Below are 24,227 nucleotides of genomic sequence, written 5' to 3'. Positions count from 1 at the left end.
GTCCAGATCTTGGTGTAGATCTCCTGGGTTTCGGGAGCGCACATCTTCTGGAATTCGCCATGCGGCTTGGCGTCGGCCGGAATGACCACTTCCGGCGCATCCTTCATGTCGGCCGGCATATACTTCTCCGAGCCGGTGATGGCATTGGCGTAGCGGTGGAAGGCCGAGAGGCCGGCCGCGTTTTCCGGATCCATGATGAAGTTCTGGAACAACTTGGCGTTCTCGACATTCTTGGCTTCCTTCAGGACGACGACATTGTCGCTCCACAGGCCAAAGCCTTCTTTCGGATAGTTGTAGTGGATAGCCGGGTTGGCCAGGCGCTGGCGCAGCGCCGAGCCGTTCCAGTCGCTGGTCGCCTTGAAGTCGCCGGCGCCCATCTTCTCGATGGTGTTGTATTCCATGGCGATCCAGTTCGGCTTGGCCGCGACCAGAAGGTCGCGCACCTTCTTCAGCACCGCCTTGTCGTCGGTGCATTGCTCGCCGCCGACATATTTGACTGCCGCGAAGATGACGTCGTTCATCTCTGGAACGACATTGACCTTGCCCTTCAACTCGTCGGGCGTGTTGAACACGATGCCCCAGGTGTCGGCAGGACCCTTGTAGGCGTCGGTGTTGACGACCACGCCGATCGTGCCCCAGGCCCATGGCACGGAATATTTGCGGCCAGGATCGAATTCAGGATTGGCCCATTCGGGCGCGATGTTCTTCGCGTTCTCCATCTTGCCCGGATCGGTCTCCTGGACGAGGCCTTCCTTTATCCAGATCGGCACGTAGGTCTGCGAGGGCACCGCTATGTCGAAGCCGGTGCCGCCCTGGCGAACCTTGGCGAGCGCCGTGTCGTTGGAATCGTAGTCGGTGATGGTCACCTTGACGTTGTATTTCTGCTCGAACTTCTTGATTACGTCGGGGCTGGTGTAGTTGCCCCAATTGTAGATGTTGAGCACGCCGTCGGCGCGGGCAAGGCCCGTCGAAGCGAGCAACGCCAACCCCATGGCGGCCGCTGTTGTCTTCCAGTTCATCGTTTTAACTCCCATTATCGGTTTCAGTCTCGTTTCCTGCTGACAAAGAAAAACAACGTGACGATCGCGACCGAAAGCAGCAGGAAGGCGGTCGATATCGCGTTGATCTCGGGTGTGATGCCGCGGCGGATCTGGCCGAGCATGTAGGTGGGCAGCGTGTCCTGGCCGCCCGACTTGACGAATTCGGTGATGACGACGTCATCGAGCGAGATGACGAAAGCCAGCATCAGGCCGGCGAGGATGCCGGGCCACAAAAGCGGCAGCGTAATGCGGCGGAAGGTCTTCCACGGCGTCGCATAGAGGTCGGCAGCGGCGCGTTCCAGCGTCAGGTCCATATTCTCCAGCCGCGCCCGGATCGGCAGGTAGGCAAACGGGATGCAGAACGCCGTATGCGCGGCGATCAGGTAGCCAAGGCCGGAATAGCCGGTGAAGATCTTGATGCGCGAGAAGAAGATCAGCAGCGCCACGCCGGTGACGATTTCGGGCACCATCAGCGGCTGGTTGATGGCCGCGTATTTGAAGGTCAGCCCGGGATAGGGCGGTGTGCGCGTGGTGGCGAGCGCGGCCATTGTGGCGAAGATGGTGGCAAGGGCCGCCGCTATGGCGCCGATCTGGAAGGAACGCATCGTCGCATCGATGACCTGCGTGTTCTGCCAGGCCGACTGGAACCATTTGAGCGAAAACCCGCCCCATTCCGAGGTCGAGCTCGCCGCGTTGAAGGCGTAGATGACCAGCACGATGATCGGCAAATAGAGCACGACGAAACAGGTTGCCGCGATCGCGGTGAAGCCAGGCTGGTGCTTGATGGAGAAGTTGCTAGCCATGACGCACCCCCGACTTGCCGGCGTTGCGCACATAGGCCAGCAGCGCCACCATGACGATGATCATGACCGTGATCGACAGCGCCGAGCCAAGCGGCCAGTTGCGGCCCTGTCCGAACTGCAATTCGATCAGGTTGGACAGCATCATGTTCTTGCCGCCGCCAAGCACGCTCGGCGTCACATAGGCGCCAAGGGCCGGAATGAAGACCAGGATGGAGCCGGCGATGACCCCGGGTTTGACCAGCGGGAAAATGATCTTGCGCAGCACCTTGAAGCGTGTCGCGTAGAGATCGTAGCCGGCCTCGACCAGCCGGAAATCGAGTTTTTCCATGCTGGCATAGATCGGCAGCACCATCAGCGGCAGGTAGACATAGGCCATGCCGATCAGGATCGCCGTGTCGGTGTAGAGGATCTGCACCGGCGCCGAGACGATGCCGAGCTTCAGAAGGATGGTATTGACGATGCCTTCGTTGCGGATGATCTGCAGAACAGCGAAAGTGCGGATCAGAAGGTTAGTCCAGAACGGGATGGTGATCAGGAACAGCCAGAGATCTCTGGTCTTTTCACTGCGCGTCGCCATGAAATAGGCGGTCGGGAAGCCGAGCGCCAAAGTCGCCAGCGTCGTCACCACCGCGAGCTTGATCGAGCGCAGGAAGATGGTGACGTGGGCGGCCGCCAGCGACAGCGTGTCGTCGAAAATGTCGCGTTCCATGAACACCGACACCCAGGCTTCCGGCGAAAATTGCCACTTCACGTCGCCATAGGCGCCGGGCGTCAGGAACGAATAGACGAGCACGATCAGCAACGGGCCGGTCGCGGCGAGCAGAATGACCAGCAGCGCCGGCGCTGACAGCAACCAGCGGGCGCGGACGTCGCGCCGCTCCGCTGTCTTGGCGACTTCTTCGGCGGTGGCCATCAGTCCCTCAGCACTTGCGCGGCGTCGTTGCCGATCAGGATGCCGACCTTGTCGCCGCGCTCGAAACCGCAGCCGGCGCTGCGCGTGTTCTGCTGGCGCACGGTGAAGGCTTCGCCGCTGTCGAGCTGGACATGGATATGCGTGTCGGTGCCGAAATAGACGATGTTGTCGACCGTGCCCGACAGGTCGCCCTTACTCTTGGTCAGCTTGGCATGCTCCGGCCTCACCACCACGGTGGCGTTGTCCTTCGGCTGGAAACCTTCGGCGACGGTCGCCTCGATGGTGGTGCCGGATTTGAGCGTCGCGCGCGCCTTGCCGTTGCCGGTGCCTGATATGGCCGCGGTGAGAAAATTGGTCTCGCCGATGAAGTCGGCGACGAAGCGTTCGGCAGGCTTGTCGTAGATATCCCACGGCGAGCCGACTTGCAGGATCTTGCCCGACGACATCACCGCGATGCGGTCCGACATCGTCAGCGCTTCTTCCTGGTCATGGGTGACGAAGATGAAGGTTATGCCGGTCTCGTGCTGCAGCCGCTTCAACTCGATTTGCATCTCCTTGCGCAGCTTGTAGTCGAGGGCGGAGAGCGGTTCGTCGAGCAGCAGCACCTTCGGTTGCGGCGCGAGCGCCCGGGCCAGCGCCACGCGCTGCTGCTGTCCGCCGGAAATCTGGCCGGTGCGCCGGCCCGCCAGCGCCTCCATCTTGACCAGCTTCAGCATCTCGGCAACGCGCGCCTTGATCTGCGCCTTGGGCTTGCCCAGCATCTCCAGGCCGAAGCCGATATTGTCTGCCACCGTCATGTGCGGGAACAGCGCATAGGACTGGAAGACGGTGTTGACCGGCCGCTTGAAGGGCGGCAATGGCGCGATGTCCTGGCCGTAAAGCAGGATTTCGCCGGCGGTTGGAAAGTCGAAGCCGGCGATCAGCCGCAGCAAGGTGGTCTTGCCGCAGCCGGATGGTCCCAGCAGTGTGAAGAATTCGTTTTCGCGGATGGATACCGAGACTTTGTCGAGGGCAGCGACCTGCCCCTCACCCGATCCGAAAATTTTGCTGACGTTTACTACTTCAATCGCATTCCGATCCGGTTTGTCCGGCACGATTACGCCTCACTGTTGACCCCGCTCTTGCTGGCGGAGCTTTTCCCCTGTTGGATGTGACCACACGGCCGATGGGTTGGCAAGTCCGGCATTGAATCACAGTTCAGTCGGTCATTTCAGTCCGCCATTTCAGCAGGCAAGCCGCATGCCATGTCAGGCCTGGTAGGTGACTTTGCCGCCGCAGATCGTTGTTACCGGGCGCACCTTGTGCAGGTCGGCCGGCATAGTCTTTTCGATGTCGGCCGACAAAACCACCAGATCGGCCATATAGCCCGGCTTCAGCGTGCCCTTGCGGTGCTCGGCGAATTCGGCATAGGCGCCCTCGACCGTGTAGGCGGCAAGCGATTCACGCAGCGAGAAGCTCTGGTCCGGATCGGTTGATGCCCATGGTTTGCGCATCACTGCCGCCTGGATGCCCAGGATCGGATCGATCGGCGACACCGGCCAGTCCGACGCGAACACGACATGCGCGCCGGCATTCTTCAGGGTGCGCCAGGCATAGCTCACCGGCCAGCGCGCCGGCCCGATGCGTGACACGGTCGGCTCCAGCGGAAAATCCATGGCGCCGGGCGGATGCGGCGGCTGCATCGAGGCGATCACGCCGAGTTCGGCGAAACGCGGCACATCAGATGCCGCGATGACCTCTATATGTTCGACACGATGCCGGCTGTCGCGCTTGCCGTTGGCCTTTTGCGCCGCCTCGTAGCCGTCGAGCACGGCGCGCACCGCGCCGTCGCCGATCGAATGCACGGCGATCTGCAGGCCGCGCCTGTCGACGGCGACGGCGAGATCGATGAATTGCTGGGGCGTGAACAGTGGTTCACCCACCCAGTCGGGACGGTCGGCATAGGGCTCGATCATGACGGCCGTCCAGGAATCGAGCACGCCGTCGTAGAACACCTTGACCATGCCTGACGACAGCCACTCGCCATTGTAGCGCTCGGCCATCGCCGAGGCCTTGTCGAGTATGTCGAGCGTCATGAAATTCTTGTAGTGGAAGGGTATCTGCACCCGGCAGGACAGACCCTCCTCGGCCTCGATCTCGGCCAGCAATTCGAGCTGGTAGAGATTGCCGTCCATGTTCTGGATCGAGGTGATGCCGTGGCGCGCGCACCAGGCGAGCCCGCGCCGCATGATGTCGCGGTCGGCGGCGCGTTCTTCCGCCGATGGCATCGGGTCTGGCTCGCCGCCCGTCGCCAGCCCGAGCCGCACCCGGCCCTCGCCGGCAAGATCGAGCACCGGGCCGAAAGCCTCGCCCTCGCGCAGTTCGCCATTGGCCAGGCCGTCGTCGCCCATGACGATCTCATTGCCGGGGCCAAGCGCGCGCCCATTCAGGATGCCGGCCATATCCAGCGCCCTGCTGTTGGCCCACATCGTATGGTGATCGGGCGCGGCCATGACGAAGGGCCGGTCCGGCAGGATCGCATCGAGATGATGGCGCGTCACTCGCTCGTCATCGAGCACGGTGTAGTCGACGCCCTGTCCGACCAGCATCTTGGCATCGGGGTGCGTCGACGCGTAGTCGCGGATCGCCTTTTGCAGCGCCTCGAAACCGTGGACGCCCGACAACTGGAGATGGGCAAGCTCGGCCGCGCCTGAAAACAGATGCATGTGGGCTTCGATGAAACCCGGGATCACCGAACCGCCCCTGGCGTCGATGACCCTGGTGGCCGGGCCCTTGAACTCTTCGATGGAGGCGTGGCTGCCGAGAGCGACGATGGCGCCATCCTTGACGGCAACGGCTTCGGCGGTCGGATTGTCATCGTCCATGGTCAACACACGACCATTGATGACGATCAGATCCGCCTTGTGACCCGCACCCGTGACCGACATCGCGACTCCGCGCTTTTGACTGAGACCGACAACCACTGCCCACGAGCTGCCGCTCCGCGGGAGGGGCGATGGAGAAAGATGATGCCGGCGCGCTGTCTTCGAAATTCCCCTTGTTATCCCCAAGGCAGCGTGGATAAAAGAATGCGACTAATCATTCGCGTTTGTCAACATGCGGAATTTGCAATGTATTGTGGACAACACTCTGCGCCGATGTTGGGACTGGGCGGGGAACGAGGACGTCAAGCCGTGAAGCGCAGTCTCGATCGCAAAACCAGGATAGCGCTCGAACCGCGCAAGCAGCCGCGCCAACAACGGTCGAGCAAGGTGGTGGACCGGATCCTCGACGCGGCGCTGATCCTGACCCGCGAGCAAGGCACAAGGACGCCGACCACGCTCGCCATAGCGCAGCGCGCGGGCCTGTCGGTTGGTTCGGTCTACCAGTACTTCCCCAACAAGGAAGCCATTCTCCTGGACCTCGCCCGGCGCTGGCTGTCATCCTTTCCCGAAGTGATCGCGAGGCGCATCAGGGTCGACCCGCCCACCAACCGGGAGGAGTTTCGGCGGGAGGTACGCAGGCTTTTCACGGACACCTCCAGGCTTTATCTCGACAATGCCAGCCTGATGCCGGTGATCGAGGCGATTTCAGGCAACGCCGACCTGAGGCCGATCCAGAACGAATATGACGACCAGATCATCGCCCTCTATGCGGCATGGCTGCGGCACGTGAACCCGGCTCTCGAAGACAAGGTCGCCAGCCGGCTCGGCCTGCTGATGATGGAGGTCGGGCACGCCTGCCGTCTTGTCGGCCTGAAAAGGGATCGCCGGACATACGACCTCATCGAGGACGATGTCGAAACCATGTGGCTCGCTCTGGTGACCCCCTATCTCAACCTTGACTGATTTCGCATTCGAGAGGAATTTCATGAAGACTGTCTATTCGCCGCTTCACGCCGGCCACGCCGGCCAGATGGAACTGGTCACATCGGCGATCGTGCCGGGTTTCGAAAAACCCTCGCGCGCCGAGTTCATCAAGGCGCGGGTCAACAGCGAGAAACTCGGGCCGATCATCGCGCCGGCCGAGCATGATCTTGCCGCCGCCAAGCGCATCCACAGGGCCGACTACGTCGATTTCCTGCCGACGGTCTGGCCGCAATGGATCGCCGAGGGCCACACAGGCACAGCCATGCCCTTCACCTGGCCGACACGCGGCCTGCGCGGCGACGTGCCGCCCAAGCGCGTCGACGCCCTGCTCGGCTATTATTCCTTCGACGGCGGCGCCACCTTCGTCGAAGGAACATGGGATGCGATCAAGTCCTCCTACGACGTCGCGCTGACCGCCGCGGGCCTGGTCAAGGCCGGCGAAGCCTCCGCCTTCGCGCTCTGCCGTCCGCCCGGCCACCATGCCGGAGCCGGCTTCATGGGCGGCTATTGCTACATCAACAACGCGGCCGTTGCCGCGCAGTGGTTCCGCGACCAGGGGGCCAGCCGCATCTCGATCCTCGATGTCGACTATCATCACGGCAACGGCACACAGGAGATCTTCTACGACCGCGCCGACGTGCAGGTCCTCAATTTGCACGGCGACCCGATGGTCGAATATCCGTTCTTCCTCGGCCATGCCGACGAGCGTGGCGCCGGCGCGGGCGAAGGTTTCAACATCAACTATCCCATGCCGTTCGGCACCGGCTGGGACGCCTGGAGCGCCTCGCTGGAAGACGCCTGCGCCAGGCTCGCCGCCTACGCGCCAGACGTCGTCATCGTCTCGCTCGGCGTCGACACGTTCGAGAAGGATCCTATCAGCCAGTTCAAGCTGAAGTCGTCGGACTATCCCATGATCGGCCGCCGCATCGCCAGGCTCGGCCTGCCGACGCTGTTCGTCATGGAAGGCGGCTACGCCGTCGAGGAAATCGGCATCAATGCCGTCGGCGTGCTGACCGGCTTCGAGGGCCGGTGACACCGGCTGCCCGAAGCGCGGCAGCTCTCAGGGAAACCACGGAAAAGGGCGGCGTCAGCCGCTCTTTGACATCCTCTAGCCCCTTGGTGGGCGCGACCGAAACAGCCCCGGCCGAGAAGACTGGCTTGCACGGCTCGAACATTTTCACGCACCGAAACGTGCGAAAATCGGCGCCTGAGTCGCAGCTTGAGTCCACTCGATTCGATTTTGTCAAATCGCGTTTGATGTCAGATTCATCTACGGGTAGATTAGACCCGAATCAGCCGGTCCTCGGGGGGCGCGGCGACCACCCAAAGTCTCACGTGCCGGAATATTCCGGCGCCAGACGCGGACGGCTTCGCGTTCCCTGAATGGATTCCGTCTGATCGGGCGCGACCCCGCGCTTGTGTGTGTCTCGTAAATGTAACGCGTTTTCAGGTTCGGCGGCTGGCTCTCCAGCATCCGGACATCAGCATCGATTCCGGCCAAAAACAGCAATGAGCAGTCCCGCCGCGCTTCTTCAATCCGACACATTGGGCTCGCGCCTGACGTCGCGCGGCGATCTCACCAGCTTTTTCATGGAGTTGACCGCCGAGATCGGTGCCGACAGCTATATGCTGGTCGCCATCGTCCACGATCAGGACCGCAACGACGCGCGCATCGTCTCGTCCAACTGGATTTTCGACGCCATCGAACTGATCGGCAAGCGGCTGATCGCTGGCCTTGCCCAGGGCGCGCTCACCGTCGCGCCGGGCATGCGTCCAAGGCCGCTGGTGTCGGCGCAGGCACCACAGGCCGAGGGGCTGGTCTCCGGCGAAGAGGCACGTCTGCTCGACGTGCTCGGCCATGCCGAAATCTATTCGCTCAGGCTGAATGTCGGCCGCCAACGCCTGTTCGCGCTGTTCTCGGCGGCAGCCGCCGGTCGGATCGACCAACCGGCGCTGATGAAGGCGCAGTTGAAGTGCTGCTACGCGCTCTCGCATATTCCGCAACTGATCGCCGCCGCCGCCATGCAGGATCCGCTGTCGGACCGCGAGCGCGAATGCCTGTTCTGGGTCTCGGAAGGCAAGACCACGGACGAGGTTGCCGTCATCCTTGGCGTGTCCTCCAACACCGTCAACAGCTACATCACCCACGCCATCCAGAAATTCGCGGCCAGCAACCGCGCGATGGCCATCGCCACGGCGATCAGGAGCGGCATCATTTGAAACAGGCCGACGTCAAGCAGGCCGCCGAGGCCCTTTTTAACGACCAGCGCAATCCGTTCGGTGCCTTCTCGCTCGGCTCCGAAACGCATCACGCCGTGACCATTCCCGATGCTGTGCGGCGCTGCCGTTGGATCGCCGTCGACATCAATGCCTCGGCCTTCGGCCTGTTCTTCGTCAGCCCGTCGCTCGAGCGGGCGCGGCTGGTGCCGTGCTTCGATTCCGACTATCCCGGCATATCGGTGGCGACCAAGTTCATCTCGGGCGCCAATGGCGAGGAGATCGTGCGCCATAGCAGGATCTCGACCGAACCGCGCTGGTGGACGGATGACGGTGTGGCGGCCATGAGCGAGATGTTCGGCGGCCTTGCCTGGACCGAGCAGATGGCGCCGCTGGCGCCCGGCAGCAGCGGCATCGCCTTTCCCGTCCACGCCGATCGCGGCCAGTGCGGCCTCGTCGTCTTCCTCGGCTCGGAGATCGCCCTGCCGCAGGACGCGCTCTATGAAATCCACGCCCGTTGCTTTTCGCTGTTCGCCGCTGTCGCCCGCATGCGTCCGGGCGATGTCGGCAAGACGCGCGCGATCTCCAAGCGCGAGCTCGAATGCCTGAAGCTGACCGCCAACGGCAATACCAGCGAGGAGATAGCGCGGCTGCTGAAACTGTCGGTGCATACCGCCAACCAGTATCTCACCCAGTCGACCCAGAAGCTCAACGCCGTCAACCGCAACCAGGCGGTCGCCAAGGCGCTGCGGCTCGGCCTGATCGAATAGTTAGAACGCCAGCGGCTCGACCTTGCGGATACGCGCCTGTTCGACCACCGCCTCGAGCAGGGCGGTGTTGTGCTCGGGGTCCTCGCCGGGCTTTTCGAACGACACGTAGTTGACCGCGACCGAGGCGCCTTTTTCGCTCAGCGTCAGCTGGAAATAGACCGTGACGCCGGGCGGCCGAAGCTCGAGATCGAGCACGATGCGCGGGCTGCCGCTCCAGTCGACATGCGCCTCGCCGCCATGGCCGAGCCTCAGCGTGCCCGGCTTGAAGAACAGTTCCGCCGCGGAATCGACCAGGTCCGACAGGCAGGCGAAATGCTCCAGCCGGATGAAGGCGATATAATCGGCGACATCGATCAGCCTGAGCTCCGCCACGACTTGCTCGATGGCGCTGGCGACGATGATCTCGCGGGAGTTGGCGTGCGGTTGGCGGTTCATGAAATCTGTCTGCGCTCAGCCTTTTTCGAGTAGACGATCCGCACCAGTTCGGCGACGGCCTGGTAGAATTGCGACGGGATCACACTATCGACCGAAACTTGCTTGTACATGGAGCGGGCGAGCGCCACGTCCTCGAAGATCGGGATGTTGTGCTCGCGCGCGATTTCGCGGATCTTGAGCGCCACCAGATCCTGCCCCTTGGCCAGCACCAGCGGTGCCGAATCCTCGTCGCGCACATATTTAAGCGCGATCGAGAAGTGCGTCGGGTTGGCGATGATCAACGTCGCGCGCGGCACCGCCGTCATCATCCGCTTGCGAGCGCGGTCGCGCGCCAGCGAGCGCAGCCGCGACTTAACGATCGGGTCACCCTCGGACTGCTTGAACTCGTCCTTGACCTCCTGCTTGCTCATGCGCAGGTCCTGCTTCCAGTGGAAGCGCGACCAGACGATGTCGATCGCCGCGATCAGGCCCATGACGAAGACGATCGCCACCAGTATGTCGACCGCGATGCCGCGGATGACGAGGCCGAAGGCGACGGGATTGGTGATCATGCCGGCGAGCAGCTTGCGGTGATCCTCGGACAGCGTGAAGGCGAGCACGACGATGGCGAAGCCCACCTTGCCGAGCGCCTTCAGGAACTCGACCCAGCCCTGCACCCCGAACAGCCTGTTCCAGCCCTTGACGATCGAGATGCGCGACAGCTGCGGCCTGATGCGTTCGCCGACGAATTGCGGCATGTTCTGGAACACCGAGGCACCGACGCCGGCGATGGTCAGGAGCACCAGCAGGCTGAGGATGGCACGGCCCACCTCCAGCATGACGATCTTGTAGAGCGCGATGACGTCGGTCTCGGTGTCCATCGGCCAGGCTTCCGGCTTCTCCAGGAACATCGACAGGAACATGCCGAGATCGACAATGGCATCCTTGGCGTAGAAGACGGTGAACACCAGTATGGCGACGAAGGAGGCCAGCAGCGCGGTCTCCCTCGAATGGGGCAGCTTGCCCTGTTCGATGGTGTCGCGGATCTTCTTTTCCGTCGCTTCTTCGGTTTTGGAATCCTTGTCGACCGCCTCTGCCATGATCCGGCCTTAGGCGGCGGCGTTCTGGGTCGCGGGAAGCTCGAACGCGCCTTCGCGCGCCAGCCGGATTGTCGTCGTCACGATCGTCTTGCGCGCCGCCATGATGTCGGCGAGGGGAACCCCTTCGGATCCTTGTCCGAGTTCGGCTTCGATCATGCGCCGCGAGCGTGCGCCGATCGCCGACAGCGCCGCTTCGGCAAGGATCGCCGAAGTGCCGCGCAGCGCCAGCGTGACCAGTTCGGTCGACAGCCCGTCGAATAGAAGCACGCGCGCTTTCTGGGTAAGCAGCGGCAAATCGTCGAAGGAGAACAGCCGAGCCCGGACGCCGTCGAGATCGGGCGTGCCGGCGGCCTCCAGGTCCTGCATGACCTCCTCGAGCAGCGGCTTGTCCAATTCGTTGAGAACGCTGGCGACGCGCGCCTGTCCGGCCGATGTATCCTTGGTCGCGGTTTCCGCCAGCACGCTGGTGCGCAGCCGATTTTCGACGATCCTGCTGGCGGCGTCGGGAACATTGGCCATCGTCACCATGCGCTTGATGATCTCGCCGCGCGTCGGCTTGCTCAACGTCAACAGCACGCTCGCCGCCGCCTGCGGCGCCAGCTTCGACAGCACCATGGCCGCAGTCTGCGGATGTTCACCGGCCAGGAAAGTACCAAGCCGCACCGGCTCGAGCTTCTCGAGCTCGGGCCAGATCGGCGGCGGACCTTCCGGCGCAACCTCGAATTTCTTGTCACCCATGATCGCGCTCATCTCTTCGGGTGACAGCGATTCATTGAGGATGGTGTCCATCCTGTCGGCGGAATCGAGCAGTCCCGCCCCTTCGGTGAACTCCGCCTCGAACTCGGCGACGATGCGCTCGAGATCGCCTTGCGGAATGGTCCTGAGCAGCCGGGCGCCCTCGATGAGCGCCTTCAATTCTTCCTGCTTGAAGAATTTCAAGAGGCGGCTGGCCGACGGCTTGCCCATCGCCACCAGTATGGCGGCCGCCTTCTGCGGACGCGTCAGGGAAAGGGACGTTGTCATGCCTTTCGCTCCCGCTGCCGCCGGCAAGACCCGCGACGCATCTTCACGCGCCCTTCGTGCCGGCGATGATTTCGGTCAGCCTGATGCCGAAGCGCGACGGGTCGCTTTCGAGCACGGTGATCTCGCCGCGCGCTATTCTGCGGCCGTTGACCACCACGTCGACCGGTTCGCCGATGCGGCGGTTGAGCGCCACCGTGGAGCCCTTCTGCAGCGCCATCAGGTCGGACACCGGCATCTCGGTGCTGCCGAGGATGATCTGGACGTCGACTGGGATGTTCATGATGACGCTCGAATTGGCAGCGGACGCGGCCTTGAACGCAATATCGGGGCGCTGTTCCTCTTCATGCAGAACCCCGCGCAATTCCTCGATGGCGCGGTCGAGCTGCTCGTCCGGCTGGTCGATTTCGGCTTCTGCCTTGGTCTTGGCCATGCATCGTCTCCAAAAGCTCAGGCGTGCCCGGCACCAGCCGGCATGAGCCCGTCGATAAAATCCTGTCCGGCATCATAGGGATGCTTGATCCGGACGGTGTAATTCTGTCCCAGCTTGCCGAACTCGCATACGAACAGCGTCTTGCCGCGCGCGCCGAGACGCGCTTGCGATTGCGCCGTTGCCTCGAATTCGATGATCTGGCCAATTTCGAAATCGGCAAGATCGCCGAGCGTCAGTCGGGCCAGCGGCATGGTCGCCTCGAGCGCTACCGTGGAGCGCATCACTTCTTCCGAAAAGCGCGCGCGCCAGCTGGCGCCCTGATCGTTCTCGCCGCCGGCAGCAGCGCTGTCTCGGCTGGCCAGCACGACACGCTGCGGCATCGTCACCGTGACGGTGCCGCTGTCGGCCGGCGTCGAGATGCCGAAGACGATGCGGATTGCAGCGCCGTCGCGGAACACGTGTCGTTTGGCTTCGGTGCCCGACATCGCCCGCGGCACTGGCAGGCGCAGGTCGAGCGACCGTCGTCCCGATCCGTTCAGTGCCTGCGCGACCTGCTGGAACATCATGGTCGAAACATCGACCTCGATCTGCGACAGATCACGCTCTATCGGCGATGCCGGCATCTCCGGGTCGCCGCCGAACAGCGTGCAAAGCGTGACCGCGATCGCCGGCGCATCGATCACCAGGGTCATGGCATCGGAGGACGTGGCTGACGCAACGATGGTCATGGCAAACGTATCGCCGGCACGGGAGCGGGCCTCCGCGACGCGGCTGACCTCGACCCCCCTGAGATCGACGGTGACCGGAACTCCAAGCTCACTGGTCAGGCTCTTCTGCAGCAGCGGCGCAGCGCGCTCTGCCATGCCCCGGCCGGCGCCGATGACCTGGGCGGCCTCGCCGCTGTCGCCGACCAGGCGCTCGATGATCAGGGAGCGCGCTTGTGAGGGACTGCCGGGACTGGTCATGACAATGTCGGCACCGATCTGTCGCGCATCGCTCAGGCGGCCCTTTTCTCGGCGGAGCCGGTGTTCATCGTGCTCTGCTCGACGGCGTCGATGGTCGGCCGTTCATAGGACGATATGGTCTTGCGGCCGAACTCGATCGCCACCTGCGGCAGGGCGCCGTTCATGTAGGCGAGCAACGTCTGCTTGACGATGATGTAGAGCCGGTTCTTCTTCTCGCGCACCGTCTTGATCTTGGTGGCGACGGGCCCGACCACCGCGTAAGACAGGAAGATGCCGAGGAAGGTGCCGACGAGGGCGGCGCCGATCAGGCCGCCAAGGATTTCCGGCGACTGGTCGAGCGCGCCCATCGCCTTGACCACGCCGAGCACGGCGGCGACGATCCCGAGCGCCGGCAGGCCGTCGCCGACCGCCACCAGCGCGTGGTAGGCTTTCATCTTGTCGGACTTGATGGTCTGGATTTCCTCATCCATCAGCGCCTCGATCTCGTGCGAACGGGCGTTGCCGATGATGATGATCCGGCAATAGTCGCAGATGAAATGCGTCAGGTCGTGGTTCTTCAGCACGGTGGGGAATGCCTGGAAGATCGCCGATTCCTCGGGATTGTCGATATGCGCCTCGACCTCGCTGCGCGACTTCGAACGCAGTTCACGCATCAGGCTGTGCAGCACGCCGAGCGTTTCCAGATAATCCTGCTCCTTCGGCACGGCCTGCTTGAAGGCTTCGAGGATGCCCCTGCCGGTGTCCTTGACCGTTTTCATCGGATTGGCGACGAGGAAGGTGCCGAGTGCGGCGCCGCAGATGACCACCGCTTCCCAGGGCTGCATCAGCACATGCAGATGCCCGCCCATGGCCATGAAGCCGCCAAGGACGCAGCCGAGCGTCACCACCAGTCCAATCAGAATGCCCACGAGAGGTCCTTCCGCATTTCAAGTCAGGTGCAAGGGATAGTCCCCGTGCCTTGTGTGAGGCTTGAATCGGAGCGGCATCGAGCCGATCGGCGCGATTCAGTTTCGCGCAAGGAAGTGAGTCTATTGTGCTGGCATAGCTTCGGCCGGAGGCGCGTCCTTGCTCAGTACCTATACCAGCTACCAGTTGATCACTAGGGACATCGACAAGTCGATCGACCGCATCGAAAAGCAGCCGGCGGTCGATCGCGACACCAAATATTATCTGGACAACATCACCAAGGTGAAATCGATCGACGATTTCGTCAACAATGACCGTTTGTTCAAATATGCCATGAAGGCCTACGGCCTGGAGGACATGGCTTACGCCAAGGCGTTCATGGTCAAGGCGCTCAAGGAAGGCGTTTCCGACCCCGACAGTTTCGCCAACAAGCTGACCGACAAGCGCTACGCCGAATTTGTCAGCGCCTTCAACTTCGCAGCCAACGGCGCCAATACCACCGTTTACAACAAGTCGCAGCAGCTGGTGACCGGCAACTATGCGCTGCAAGTCCAGATCGGCGCCTCGCAGGCGGGCTTCTCTTATTATCAGAGCGAAACCGCCTATTATGTCACCAACATCTCCAAGGTTAAGTCGATCGACGACCTGATGGGCGACAGCCGTCTGCTGACATACGCGATGGCCGCATTCGGGCTCGACGCCGAAACCGAACCGGCCGCAACGGTCAGGGCGATGCTCGAAGGTGGCGTCAGCGATCCCAACAGTCCCGCCAACAAGCTGACCGACAAGAGTTACGCCAACTTCGTCTCGGCGTTCGACTTCGCCCAGTATGGCGATCAGACGACCACGCGCGACAACGTCCAGCAGGCGGTGCCTAAGGGCTACATGGCCGGAGCCGGGCTGACGTTGGTCAAGCCGAGCGCGCAGTACGTCAAGGGCGAGGCCGACTACTACGCGGCAAACATTTCCAAGGTGAAGTCGATTGACGACCTCATGGCGGACAAGCGCCTGCTTACATTCGCCATGGCGTCCTATGGACTGGATGCGTCAACCGAAACCCCGCGGCAGATCCGCGCCATGCTCGAGGGCGGCGTGAGCGATCCCAACAGCCCTGCAAACAAGCTGACCGATAAACGATACGCCAACTTCGTCACGGCCTTCGATTTTGCCCAATATGGCGATCAGACGACCACGCGCGACGCAGTGCTGAAAGATACGCCGAAAATCTACACGACAGAGTCGGCGCTTGGCCTGATCAAGCCGAATGCGGACTACATCAAGTCGGAGACCGCATATTACCTGGCGAACATCACGAACGTGAAATCCATCGACGATCTGATGGCCAACAGCCGCTTGTACAATTATGCCCTGTCGGCCTACGCGCTCGATCCGGCGACAGAGAGCAAGGATCTCATCCGCAGCGTCCTGGCCGGTGGCGTCCGCGACCCCGACAGCGTCGCCAACAAGATGACCAACAAAGCCTATGCCGGGCTCGCCTCCGCCTTCAACTTCGAACAATACGGCGAAGCGGCCACCACGACCAATCCGGCACAGCAGCCGACCGTCGACAAATACATGCGCCAGACGCTGGAGGAGGATGCCGGCCAAACCAACGAGGGCGTACGGCTGGCGCTCTATTTCCAGCGCAAGGCGCCCGATATCACCAGCTGGTATAATGTGCTCGCCGACACCGCTCTTGCCAGTGTGGTGCGCACCGTGCTCGGCCTGCCCGATTCCTTCGCCACCGCCGACGTCGACAAGCAGGCGCAGCTGTTCGAGCAGAAGCTCGATATTTCCGATTTCTCCGACCCCGAAAAGCTCGGCAAGTTCCTGACCCGCTTCACCTCCATGTACGAGATCAACCACCCGACCTCGTCAGCCGTGTCGTCGATCAGCGTGCTCTTCGCCAAGCCGGTCACGGCGGGGATCTCCACCGACCTGATGATGGCCATGCAGAAGTTGAAGTTCTGACCATGCGGGACAGTCTCTACGTCGCCCTTTCCTCGCAGATCGCGCTCGAGCGTCGGCTCGACACGATCGCCGACAATGTCGCCAACGCCTCGACCGTCGGCTTTCGCGCCACCGGCGTGAAGTTCGAGGACGTGGTGTCCGGCACCGGGCCGAAATCCGTGTCCTTCGCCTCCTCGGGCAAGACCTACCTTTCCGGCGCCCATGGCTCCCTGACCGAGACCGGCAATCCGTTCGATTTCGCCATACAGGGCGACGCCTGGTTCGCCATCGAGACGCCGGTCGGCACCGTCATGACCCGCGATGGCCGCTTCTCGATGAACGAGAATGGCGAGCTGATGTCGGTCGAGGGCCATCCCGTGCTCGACGCCGGCGGCGCACCGATCCAGCTCGACCCCCGCAACGGCCCGCCCAAGGCCGGAGCCGACGGATCGTTGCGCCAGAACGATCAGCTGGTAGGCTCCATCGGCCTGTACAATTTCGATCCGGGTGAGAATTTCGTGCGCTACGGCAATTCCGGCATCGTGCCGGCGCGCACGCCCGAGCCGGTGACCGATCGCGCCGATATCGGCGTCGCCCAGGGCTTCGTCGAGGAATCCAACGTCAATCCGGTGCTGGAGATGACGCGGCTGATCATGGTCCAGCGCGCCTTCGAGAACACCGCCGCCCTGATGCGGCAGACTGATTCCTCAACCGACGAGGCGATCAAGACGCTCGGCTCGAAGTAGCATGTCGCTCGACCAGCCAACCCTGCGCGCACCCGAAAGACTGCCCCAGCCAACGCCGGAAGACCGGCTTGCCGCGCTGGAGCGGATATGGCGGCGCTTCAGCGATGCCGAGGGACTGCTCAAACGCGGCGGCCTCGTCACCGAAGTCACATCGACGCATTACAAGGTGCGCGGCCTTTCGGATTTCGCCAGGCTGGGCGATCTTGTCGAACAGCGCGGCCATGCCGGCACGCGCCGCGGCGAGATCGTCAAGATCAGCCGCGACGAGATTGTCGTGGCCCCCTTCGAACGCAGTGCCGATGCCGGCATAGGCGACGCCGTTTTCCGTCGCGGTCCGCTCGCGGTGGCGCCGCATGCCTCGTGGCGCGGCCGCACGATCGACGCGCTCACAAGGGCGATCGACGGCGGTCCGCCATTGGTCAGGGGCGACGGCATGTCGGCCGCCGCCGCAACGCCGGGCGCCATGGCGCGCCAGCGCGTCGGCACCGCCTTCATGACCGGGGTCAAGATCATCGACATTTTCACGCCGCTCTGTTTCGGCCAGCGCATGGGCGTCTTTGCCGGTTCCGGTGTCGGCAAGTCGACGCTGCTGGCCATGCTCGCCGGCGCAGACGCCTTCGACACCGTCGTTGTGGCGCTGATCGGCGAACGCGGCCGCGAGGTCCGCGAATTCCTCGAGGACACGATCGGCGACAGCATGGCCAAGACCGTAGCCGTCGTCGCCACCAGCGACGAAAGCGCCATGATGCGCCGGCGCGCGCCGGACACCGCGATGCGTGTCGCCGAACATTTTCGCGACCAGGGCCACCGCGTGCTTCTGGTGCTGGATTCGATCACCCGCTTTGCCCACGCCCTGCGCGAAGTGGCGACGGGAACGGGTGAGCCGCCGGTCGCGCGCGGCTATCCCGCTTCGGTTTTCACCGAGCTGCCGAAGCTGCTCGAACGCGCCGGGCCGGGAGTGGAAGGGAAAGGATCGATCACCGCGATCATTTCCGTGCTGGTCGACGGCGACGACCACAACGATCCAGTGGCCGATTCCGTGCGCGGCATCCTTGACGGCCATGTCGTGCTCGACCGCGCGATTGCCGAACAGGGCCGCTATCCGCCGGTCAATCCGCTGTCGTCCATATCACGCCTGGCCGGCAAGGCCTGGAGCGTCGAGCAGCGCGCGCTGGTGACGCGGCTGAAGTCGATGATCTCCCGCTTCGAGGACACGCGCGACATCCGCCTGCTCGGCGCCTACCAGGGCGGCGCCGACGTGGAACTCGATATGGCGGTGCGCCAGGTACCCCTGATCTACGAGGCGCTGATGCAATCGCCGAAGGACCGCCCGTCCGCTGATCCGTTCTCCGATCTCGCCCGCCATCTCAAGGGAAAGCAGAATGCCGAACAAGGGGACTGAGCTCCAGCATACCGAGCGTATCCTGCGCGAAATGATCGCTGAGACGAAAGCCGAAGAAGAGATCGAAGCCAGCCGCAACTCGGCCATCGACGGGCTCTTCGCGGCGCCGCAATGGCCGCAGCCGCCCAAGACCGCGTTTCCCAGGCTGGGCAAGAAGGCCGGCCGGCGCAGCGATTTCGTCATCGCCGCGCTCGGCATCACGCTCGGCCTGATCTGCGCGCTGTTCCCCTGGTATATCTTCTTCAATCAGGAACAGTTCGGCGTCCAGGCAATCAAGTTCGGCGGCACCGGCACCAATTCTGGACGCGAGGGCGGCGGCGTGGTTGCCGAGCGCAGCGCGCCGCTGACGGCCAAGGACGTTCCGAATGCCAATATCGACCTGCTTGCCACCGGAACCGTGCAGGACGATCCCAGCGCCGCCCCGGCACCAGATGACCAGCCCTTTCCAGCCGACGTCACCAAATTCCGCATGGTCCACGTCGCCAATGGCCGCGCCATGATCGAGGACGACACCGGGCTGTGGATGGTCCAGCGCGGCTCGATACTGCCGGATTCCAACAAGGTGTCGTCGATCGAGCAACGCAACGGCAAATGGGTGATGGTCACCAGCGCCAACCAGGTGATCGAGCTTTCCAGATAAGTTCGCCGCGCTTGCCGGTTGCGTCCGCCCGCAAGGTCCGCGCAAGACTGGCGGCCTAGTCTTTGGGCACACGCCCGGAGATTCCCATGGAGCCCGTTTCTCTTTTCGATCTCGCCGCCAAGCAGGCGCAATGGCTGGCCGTGCGTCAGTCGGCGGTCGCCGGCAACATCGCCAACGCCAACACGCCGGGCTATACGGCAAACGATGTCGAGCCGTTCGAAAAGGTGCTCGACCGCGCGGCGGTGTCGTTGCAGACGACACAGGCCGGACACCTCGGCAGCGCCGCGACCAATGCCGGTTTCGCGATCAAGCCACAGGAAGACGACGGCGTCGTCATGCCGTCAAAAAACACCGTCGTGCTCGAGGACCAGCTTCTCAAGGCCGGTGAGGTGCGCCGCTCCTTCGAGCTCAACACGGCAATCGTCAAGGCATTCCATTCGATGATGATGATGGCGGTGAAGAGCTGACCATGGACGCGCTCACAGCAGCCCTCAAAGTAGCAGCCTCCGGCCTCGGCGCCCAGTCGGAGCGGCTGCGCGTGGTTTCCGAAAACCTCGCCAATGCCCAGTCGACCGGCACCACCCCCGGCTCCGACCCCTATCGCCGCAAGACCATCAGCTTCGTCTCGGAGCTCGACCGGACCACTGGCAGCTCAACGGTCGAAGTGAACTCGATCGACCGCGATCCCAGCGATTTTCCCGTGGAATTCCAACCCGGCAACGAGGCCGCCGACGACAAGGGCTACGTCAAGATGCCCAACGTCAACGTGCTGATCGAAATGGCTGACATGACCGAGGCCAACCGCTCCTACGAGGCTAACCTGCAAGTCGTGAAGCAGGCGCGCGATCTCATTTCAATGACCATCGACCTGATGAGGAACCAATGATCGTGAACGGCATCGGCGCGCTCAACTTGAAGCCTGGACTTGGCGACACGGCGACTGAGCTGCTTCAGGGCGGCGTTGCGCCCGCGAGCGCAGGCAACCTCGGCACCTCCTTCGCCGAGGCGCTGAGCCAGGCGGCCACAAAGACCGTCAACACGCTGCAGAACGCCGAGCAGGTCTCGGTCCAGGCGCTCAAGGGCGACGCCGACACCCGTCAGGTCGTCGATGCCGTGATGAGCGCCCAGCAGGCGCTGCAGACCGCCGTCGCCATCCGCGACAAGGTCGTTTCGGCCTATCTCGAAGTCAGCCGCATGGGCATCTGAGGAGTTCGGCCATGAAAGCACTCGCCATCGCCGCCACCGGTATGAACGCCCAGCAGACCAATCTGGAAGTCATCGCCAACAATATCGCCAACATCAACACAACCGGCTACAAGCGGGCGCGGGCCGAATTCTCCGACCTGCTCTACCAGGTCGACCGCACGCAAGGCGTGCCCAACCGCTCCAACGCTTCGCTGGTGCCGGAAGGCGTCTCGATCGGCCTCGGCGTCAAGACCACCGCCGTGCGCAACGTCCACACCCAGGGCGAACTGACCAGCACCGGCAACAGTTTCGACATGGCGCTCACCGGCAGGGGCTGGTTCCAGATCGAAGGCGCCGATGGCGGCACGCTCTATACCCGCGCCGGCGCCTTCAACACCAACGCCACAGGCCAGCTGGTGACGGTGGACGGCGCCAGCGTCATTCCAGCGATCAACGTCCCGGTCGACGCCGTCGAGGTCATCGTCAACAAGACGGGCCAGGTCTTCGCCCGCATCGACGGCCAGACCGATCTGCAGAATCTCGGCCAGCTCCAGATCGTCAACTTCGCCAACGAAGCGGGACTGGCGCCGCTCGGCGACAATCTGTTCCAGGAAACCACCGCTTCCGGCCCCGCCAATGCCGGCGTGCCGGGCGATCCCGGCTTTGCCACCATCCAGCAAGGCTATCTCGAGGCCTCCAACGTCGACCCGGTCAAGGAAATCACCGAACTGATCTCGGCGCAGCGCGCTTATGAGATGAATTCCAAGGTCATCCAGGCCGCCGACGACATGGCCTCGGTCGTCTCCAAGAACATCAGGTAACGACAATGGCCGGTCCGGTCTCCTGCTCCGCGTTCCGCCGCACCGCGCTCGTCCTTGCGCTGGTGACCGGCGGCATGCCGGCTTTCGCGCAGGACGCGGCCAACCGGTCGGCAACGCAGATCGCCAGCAGCCAGCCTGCCGGCGAGGTCGTGCTGATCCCAAACCGGGTCATTTATCCCGGCGAGACCATCGAGCTCGCGGCCCTCAAGCAGGTGACCCTCATCCCCGGCAAGCACAAGCCCGACGCGGTGGCGACCCTTGCCGAGGAACTCCAGGGCAAGATCGCCAAGCGCACGCTGCTGCCCGGCCGCTACATCCCCGCCGCCGCCATTCGCGACGCCTGGCTGGTCGAGCAGGGCGCAGCCGTGCAGGTCTTCTTCATCGCCGGCGGACTGACGATATCGGCCACCGCCGTGACCTTGCAGCCAGGCTCGGCCGGCGATCTCATCAAGGTTCGCAACAGCGACAGCGGCAAGATTCTCTCCGGCACGGTGATGGCCGACGGAACCATCCAGGTCAGCGCTTCATGATGCGTCCGCTTGCTCTTCTGCTTGCAGCCGCGCTCGGCCTGCAGCCTGCCTTGGCCGACGGCCTCACGCCCAAGGCCAAGCGCGAACTCGCCGCCAGGAATGGCGGCGTCTATGACGATCCTGAATATGATCCGGCCACCACCACGCGCATGTTCCGCGTCTCGCCCGGGCCAAGCTCGCTGCCGCCGGGCCAGGTCGCCTCGCGCATCAAGGACATCGCGCAGCTGCAGAGTTCGCGCGACAACCAGCTCGTCGGCTACGGCTTGGTCATCGGCCTCGCCGGATCAGGCGACAGCTTGCGCAACTCGCCGTTCACCGAACAGTCGATCCGCGCCATGCTGGAGAATCTCGGCATCGCCACCGAAGGCGGCAGAGCGCGCGCCAAGAACGTCGCCGCCGTCATCGTCACCGCCAACATGCCGCCCTACGTGCAGTCGGGCGCGCGCATCGACATCGACGTTTCTTCGATGGGCGACGCCACCTCGCTCGCCGGCGGCACGCTGATCATGACGCCGCTGAAGGCGGCGGACGGCGAAATCTATGCCGTCGGCCAGGGCGCGGTCATCGTTTCGGGCTTCACCGCCCAGGGTCAGGCCGAGCAGTTGACGCAAGGCGTCCCGACCGCGGGCCGCGTGCCGAACGGCGCCATCATCGAGCGTGCCGTGAAGGCCGAGTTCGATGACCAGCCGATACTGACGCTGCAGTTGCGCAATCCCGATTTCTCGACCGCCATTCGCATCGCCGACGCGATCAATGACTACACCAGCCAGCGCTTCGGCATGCGCGTGGCGGCCGAGCGCGATTCCCGCACCGTGCAAATCAGACGGCCGAAAAGCGTATCGGCGGCCCGCTTCTACGCCGAGATCGAGAACCTCGTGGTCGAATCCGATACGCCGGCCCGCGTCGTCATCGATGAGCGCACCGGCACCATAGTCATCGGCAACGACGTCAAGATCTCGCGCGTGGCCATCAGCCACGGCACGCTGACGGTGCGCATCACCGAAGCACCACGCGTCGTGCAGCCCGAACCCTTCTCCAAGGGCGAAACCGCCGTCGAGCCGTTTACCGCCATCGACGCCAGCCGGCCCGACGCACGCGTCGCCGTGCTCGACGGCCCCGACCTGCAAACCCTTGTTTCCGGTCTCAACCGCCTCGGCGTGAAGCCCGACGGCATCATTGCCATCCTGCAAGGCATCAAGTCGGCCGGCGCCCTGCAGGCCGACCTGGTTCTCCAATAGGCGATGCCGATGATCTCCTCCCTCTCATTCCATCAAGGACGCCGCCCCGCCGCGATCCTGTTCGCGGCCTGCGCTCTGGCGGCCTTTTCCAGCGGCGTGCATGCCGAGGAAGCCGTCCGCCAGGTCCTGCCGGGGGCGCCGCCCGCACCCGCGCCGCAGCTGTTGGCCCGGGAGAAGGCTCCCGACCAAAGCGAGATCGAGCGCTTCTGCTCCAACATAGCCGACGCCGCCCGCGACCGCCGCTACGTGTTGCAGGCGGAGGAGTTGAAACAGCTCCAGGCCGGCATCGACCAACGCATGAAGGCACTGGACGAAAAGCGGGCCGAATACGAGACCTGGCTGAAGCGGCGCGAGGTGTTCCTGGCCCGGGCCGAGGACAGCGTCGTCAAGATCTATGCCGGCATGAAGCCCGACGCGGCGGCCGAGCGCCTGGCCATTGTCAATGCCGATCTAGCCGCGGCCATCCTGATGAAGCTGGATTCGCGCAAGGCCGGCGTCATCCTCAACGAAATGGACCAGAAGGCGGCGGCGACGCTCACCGGCATCATGGCCAGCGCAGCCCGAAGGGTAGATCCGTCATGATCCGCAGAACGCTTATCCTGTGCGCGGTCACAGCTTTGTCCGGCTGCGGCACCAATCTCAAGGAGATCGGCAGGGAGCCTTCCCTGTCGCCGGTCGGTTCCGGCATCGGCAATGAAGGAGCTTCGCCTTACAGCTATCCCGAGCCGCCTGCGGCGCCGGTCAAGAAATTCTCGCTGTGGGACGATCGCCAGAGCCGGCTGTTCACCGATCCCAGGGCGTTGCGCGAAGGCGACATTCTCACCGTCAGGATCAAGCTCAACGACAAGGCCAACTTCAAGAACCAGAACGACAGGAGCCGCACCGCCTCGCGCAAGCTGGGTTACGACGTCACGCTCGGATGGGAAGACAAGAGCACGAGCGGCAAGGGCGACGCCGGCCTGAGCTCCAGCACCGAAACCAATGCGGACGGCGAGATCAAGCGCTCGGAGAACCTGGAGCTCAACGTTGCTGCCGTCGTCACCGAAGTCCTGCCCAATGGCAATTTGATGATCAGGGGCTCGCAGGAAGTGCGTGTCAATTATGAGCTCAGGGTGCTTACCATCGCCGGCATGGTGCGCCCGTCGGATATCGGCGCGGAGAACACCATCTCCTATGAACGCATCGCCGAGGCGCGCATCTCCTATGGCGGCCGCGGCCGCGTCAGCGAGGTCCAGCAGCCGGCCTACGGCCAGCAGATCCTCGACCAGGTTCTTCCGTTCTAGGGC

Annotated in this window: 27 protein-coding genes; 16 read left to right on the top strand and 11 right to left on the bottom strand. The window is 63.6% G+C overall.

The window, feature by feature from the left end; genetic code table 11:
• The 5 genes from FJ940_RS18375 to FJ940_RS18355 all read right to left on the bottom strand — a co-directional run.
• The coding region (locus FJ940_RS18375; protein WP_140657418.1) for an extracellular solute-binding protein at positions 1-1,019 on the bottom strand (1,019 nt) is incomplete at its 3' end.
• A gap of 23 nt (positions 1,020-1,042) precedes the next feature.
• Entirely contained in the window at positions 1,043-1,843 is an 801-nt protein-coding gene (locus FJ940_RS18370) for an ABC transporter permease (protein WP_140496194.1), read from the bottom strand.
• Complete coding sequence (locus FJ940_RS18365; RefSeq protein ID WP_140657416.1) at positions 1,836-2,756, bottom strand: ABC transporter permease; 921 nt, start codon at positions 2,754-2,756, stop codon at positions 1,836-1,838. Before FJ940_RS18365 ends, FJ940_RS18370 begins: the two co-directional genes overlap by 8 nt.
• A complete protein-coding gene (locus FJ940_RS18360) occupies positions 2,756-3,850 on the bottom strand; it encodes an ABC transporter ATP-binding protein (RefSeq protein WP_140657414.1) in 1,095 nt (364 codons plus the stop codon). Before FJ940_RS18360 ends, FJ940_RS18365 begins: the two co-directional genes overlap by 1 nt.
• 153 nt (positions 3,851-4,003) lie before the next feature.
• On the bottom strand, positions 4,004-5,683 hold the full coding sequence (locus FJ940_RS18355) for an amidohydrolase (protein ID WP_140657412.1): 1,680 nt from the start codon (positions 5,681-5,683) through the stop codon (positions 4,004-4,006).
• Between the two features lie 246 nt (positions 5,684-5,929).
• On the opposite strand from FJ940_RS18355, the gene FJ940_RS18350 reads away from it, so the two are divergent.
• The 4 genes from FJ940_RS18350 to FJ940_RS18335 all read left to right on the top strand — a co-directional run bounded on the left by FJ940_RS18350 (position 5,930) and on the right by FJ940_RS18335 (position 9,591).
• Positions 5,930-6,583 (top strand): TetR/AcrR family transcriptional regulator, encoded by a 654-nt coding sequence (locus FJ940_RS18350; RefSeq protein WP_140560339.1) that lies wholly within the window; start codon positions 5,930-5,932, stop codon positions 6,581-6,583.
• Positions 6,584-6,605: 22 nt separating this feature from the next.
• On the top strand, positions 6,606-7,637 hold the full coding sequence (locus tag FJ940_RS18345; protein ID WP_140496199.1) for a histone deacetylase family protein: 1,032 nt from the start codon (positions 6,606-6,608) through the stop codon (positions 7,635-7,637).
• A gap of 476 nt (positions 7,638-8,113) precedes the next feature.
• On the top strand, positions 8,114-8,824 hold the full coding sequence (locus tag FJ940_RS18340) for a helix-turn-helix transcriptional regulator (RefSeq protein ID WP_140496200.1): 711 nt from the start codon (positions 8,114-8,116) through the stop codon (positions 8,822-8,824).
• Entirely contained in the window at positions 8,821-9,591 is a 771-nt protein-coding gene (locus FJ940_RS18335; RefSeq protein WP_140513628.1) for a helix-turn-helix transcriptional regulator, read from the top strand. Before FJ940_RS18340 ends, FJ940_RS18335 begins: the two co-directional genes overlap by 4 nt.
• Here FJ940_RS18335 and FJ940_RS18330 read toward each other — a convergent pair whose 3' ends face one another.
• From FJ940_RS18330 to motA, 6 genes are read right to left on the bottom strand one after another with little or no spacing between them, the layout of a single operon-like run.
• Positions 9,592-10,026, bottom strand: coding sequence for a hypothetical protein (locus tag FJ940_RS18330; RefSeq protein ID WP_140496202.1), 435 nt, complete (start codon positions 10,024-10,026; stop codon positions 9,592-9,594).
• Positions 10,023-11,105 (bottom strand): flagellar biosynthesis protein FlhB, encoded by a 1,083-nt coding sequence (flhB, locus tag FJ940_RS18325; RefSeq protein ID WP_140496203.1) that lies wholly within the window; start codon positions 11,103-11,105, stop codon positions 10,023-10,025. The genes FJ940_RS18330 and flhB overlap by 4 nt, the downstream gene beginning before the upstream one ends.
• 9 nt (positions 11,106-11,114) lie before the next feature.
• On the bottom strand, positions 11,115-12,128 hold the full coding sequence (locus tag FJ940_RS18320; protein ID WP_140513630.1) for a flagellar motor switch protein FliG: 1,014 nt from the start codon (positions 12,126-12,128) through the stop codon (positions 11,115-11,117).
• Between the two features lie 43 nt (positions 12,129-12,171).
• On the bottom strand, positions 12,172-12,558 hold the full coding sequence (gene fliN / locus FJ940_RS18315) for a flagellar motor switch protein FliN (RefSeq protein ID WP_140496205.1): 387 nt from the start codon (positions 12,556-12,558) through the stop codon (positions 12,172-12,174).
• A gap of 17 nt (positions 12,559-12,575) precedes the next feature.
• A complete protein-coding gene (locus FJ940_RS18310; RefSeq protein WP_140566253.1) occupies positions 12,576-13,523 on the bottom strand; it encodes a FliM/FliN family flagellar motor switch protein in 948 nt (315 codons plus the stop codon).
• Between the two features lie 32 nt (positions 13,524-13,555).
• Positions 13,556-14,431 (bottom strand): flagellar motor stator protein MotA, encoded by an 876-nt coding sequence (gene motA / locus FJ940_RS18305; RefSeq protein WP_140496207.1) that lies wholly within the window; start codon positions 14,429-14,431, stop codon positions 13,556-13,558.
• A gap of 157 nt (positions 14,432-14,588) precedes the next feature.
• Here motA and FJ940_RS18300 point away from each other — a divergent pair, with 157 nt between their 5' ends.
• The 12 genes from FJ940_RS18300 to flgH all read left to right on the top strand — a co-directional run bounded on the left by FJ940_RS18300 (position 14,589) and on the right by flgH (position 24,224).
• On the top strand, positions 14,589-16,400 hold the full coding sequence (locus FJ940_RS18300) for a DUF1217 domain-containing protein (RefSeq protein ID WP_140657410.1): 1,812 nt from the start codon (positions 14,589-14,591) through the stop codon (positions 16,398-16,400).
• A 2-nt stretch (positions 16,401-16,402) separates the two neighbouring features.
• Positions 16,403-17,125 carry a flagellar basal-body rod protein FlgF gene (gene flgF, locus FJ940_RS18295; protein WP_140513633.1) on the top strand — a complete coding sequence of 241 codons (723 nt, stop codon included), beginning with the start codon at positions 16,403-16,405 and terminating at the stop codon, positions 17,123-17,125.
• Position 17,126: 1 nt separating this feature from the next.
• The gene (gene fliI / locus FJ940_RS18290) at positions 17,127-18,527 is read left to right on the top strand and encodes a flagellar protein export ATPase FliI (protein ID WP_140657408.1); all 1,401 of its coding nucleotides are present in this window, start codon (positions 17,127-17,129) and stop codon (positions 18,525-18,527) included.
• A complete protein-coding gene (locus tag FJ940_RS18285) occupies positions 18,508-19,167 on the top strand; it encodes a hypothetical protein (protein ID WP_140657406.1) in 660 nt (219 codons plus the stop codon). The genes fliI and FJ940_RS18285 overlap by 20 nt, the downstream gene beginning before the upstream one ends.
• Before the next feature lie 86 nt (positions 19,168-19,253).
• Positions 19,254-19,634, top strand: a complete 381-nt coding sequence (gene flgB, locus FJ940_RS18280; RefSeq protein WP_140496212.1) for a flagellar basal body rod protein FlgB — start codon at positions 19,254-19,256, stop codon at positions 19,632-19,634.
• A gap of 2 nt (positions 19,635-19,636) precedes the next feature.
• Complete coding sequence (flgC, locus tag FJ940_RS18275) at positions 19,637-20,053, top strand: flagellar basal body rod protein FlgC (protein WP_140496213.1); 417 nt, start codon at positions 19,637-19,639, stop codon at positions 20,051-20,053.
• On the top strand, positions 20,050-20,373 hold the full coding sequence (locus FJ940_RS18270; RefSeq protein WP_181165227.1) for a flagellar hook-basal body complex protein FliE: 324 nt from the start codon (positions 20,050-20,052) through the stop codon (positions 20,371-20,373). The genes flgC and FJ940_RS18270 overlap by 4 nt, the downstream gene beginning before the upstream one ends.
• Before the next feature lie 11 nt (positions 20,374-20,384).
• Positions 20,385-21,173 carry a flagellar basal-body rod protein FlgG gene (flgG, locus tag FJ940_RS18265; RefSeq protein WP_140513636.1) on the top strand — a complete coding sequence of 263 codons (789 nt, stop codon included), beginning with the start codon at positions 20,385-20,387 and terminating at the stop codon, positions 21,171-21,173.
• Between the two features lie 5 nt (positions 21,174-21,178).
• A complete protein-coding gene (gene flgA, locus FJ940_RS18260) occupies positions 21,179-21,703 on the top strand; it encodes a flagellar basal body P-ring formation chaperone FlgA (protein WP_140496215.1) in 525 nt (174 codons plus the stop codon).
• Positions 21,700-22,941 (top strand): flagellar basal body P-ring protein FlgI, encoded by a 1,242-nt coding sequence (locus FJ940_RS18255; RefSeq protein ID WP_140522322.1) that lies wholly within the window; start codon positions 21,700-21,702, stop codon positions 22,939-22,941. The genes flgA and FJ940_RS18255 overlap by 4 nt, the downstream gene beginning before the upstream one ends.
• A 3-nt stretch (positions 22,942-22,944) precedes the next feature.
• Positions 22,945-23,523, top strand: a complete 579-nt coding sequence (locus tag FJ940_RS18250; protein ID WP_181169624.1) for a MotE family protein — start codon at positions 22,945-22,947, stop codon at positions 23,521-23,523.
• The gene (flgH, locus tag FJ940_RS18245) at positions 23,520-24,224 is read left to right on the top strand and encodes a flagellar basal body L-ring protein FlgH (protein ID WP_140657404.1); all 705 of its coding nucleotides are present in this window, start codon (positions 23,520-23,522) and stop codon (positions 24,222-24,224) included. Before FJ940_RS18250 ends, flgH begins: the two co-directional genes overlap by 4 nt.
• The last annotated feature ends 3 nt before the right edge of the window (positions 24,225-24,227 follow it).

This window comes from Mesorhizobium sp. B2-3-7 (assembly GCF_006442695.1).
Lineage (GTDB): Bacteria > Pseudomonadota > Alphaproteobacteria > Rhizobiales > Rhizobiaceae > Mesorhizobium.
This window is presented reverse-complemented; position numbering and strand designations above follow the sequence as displayed.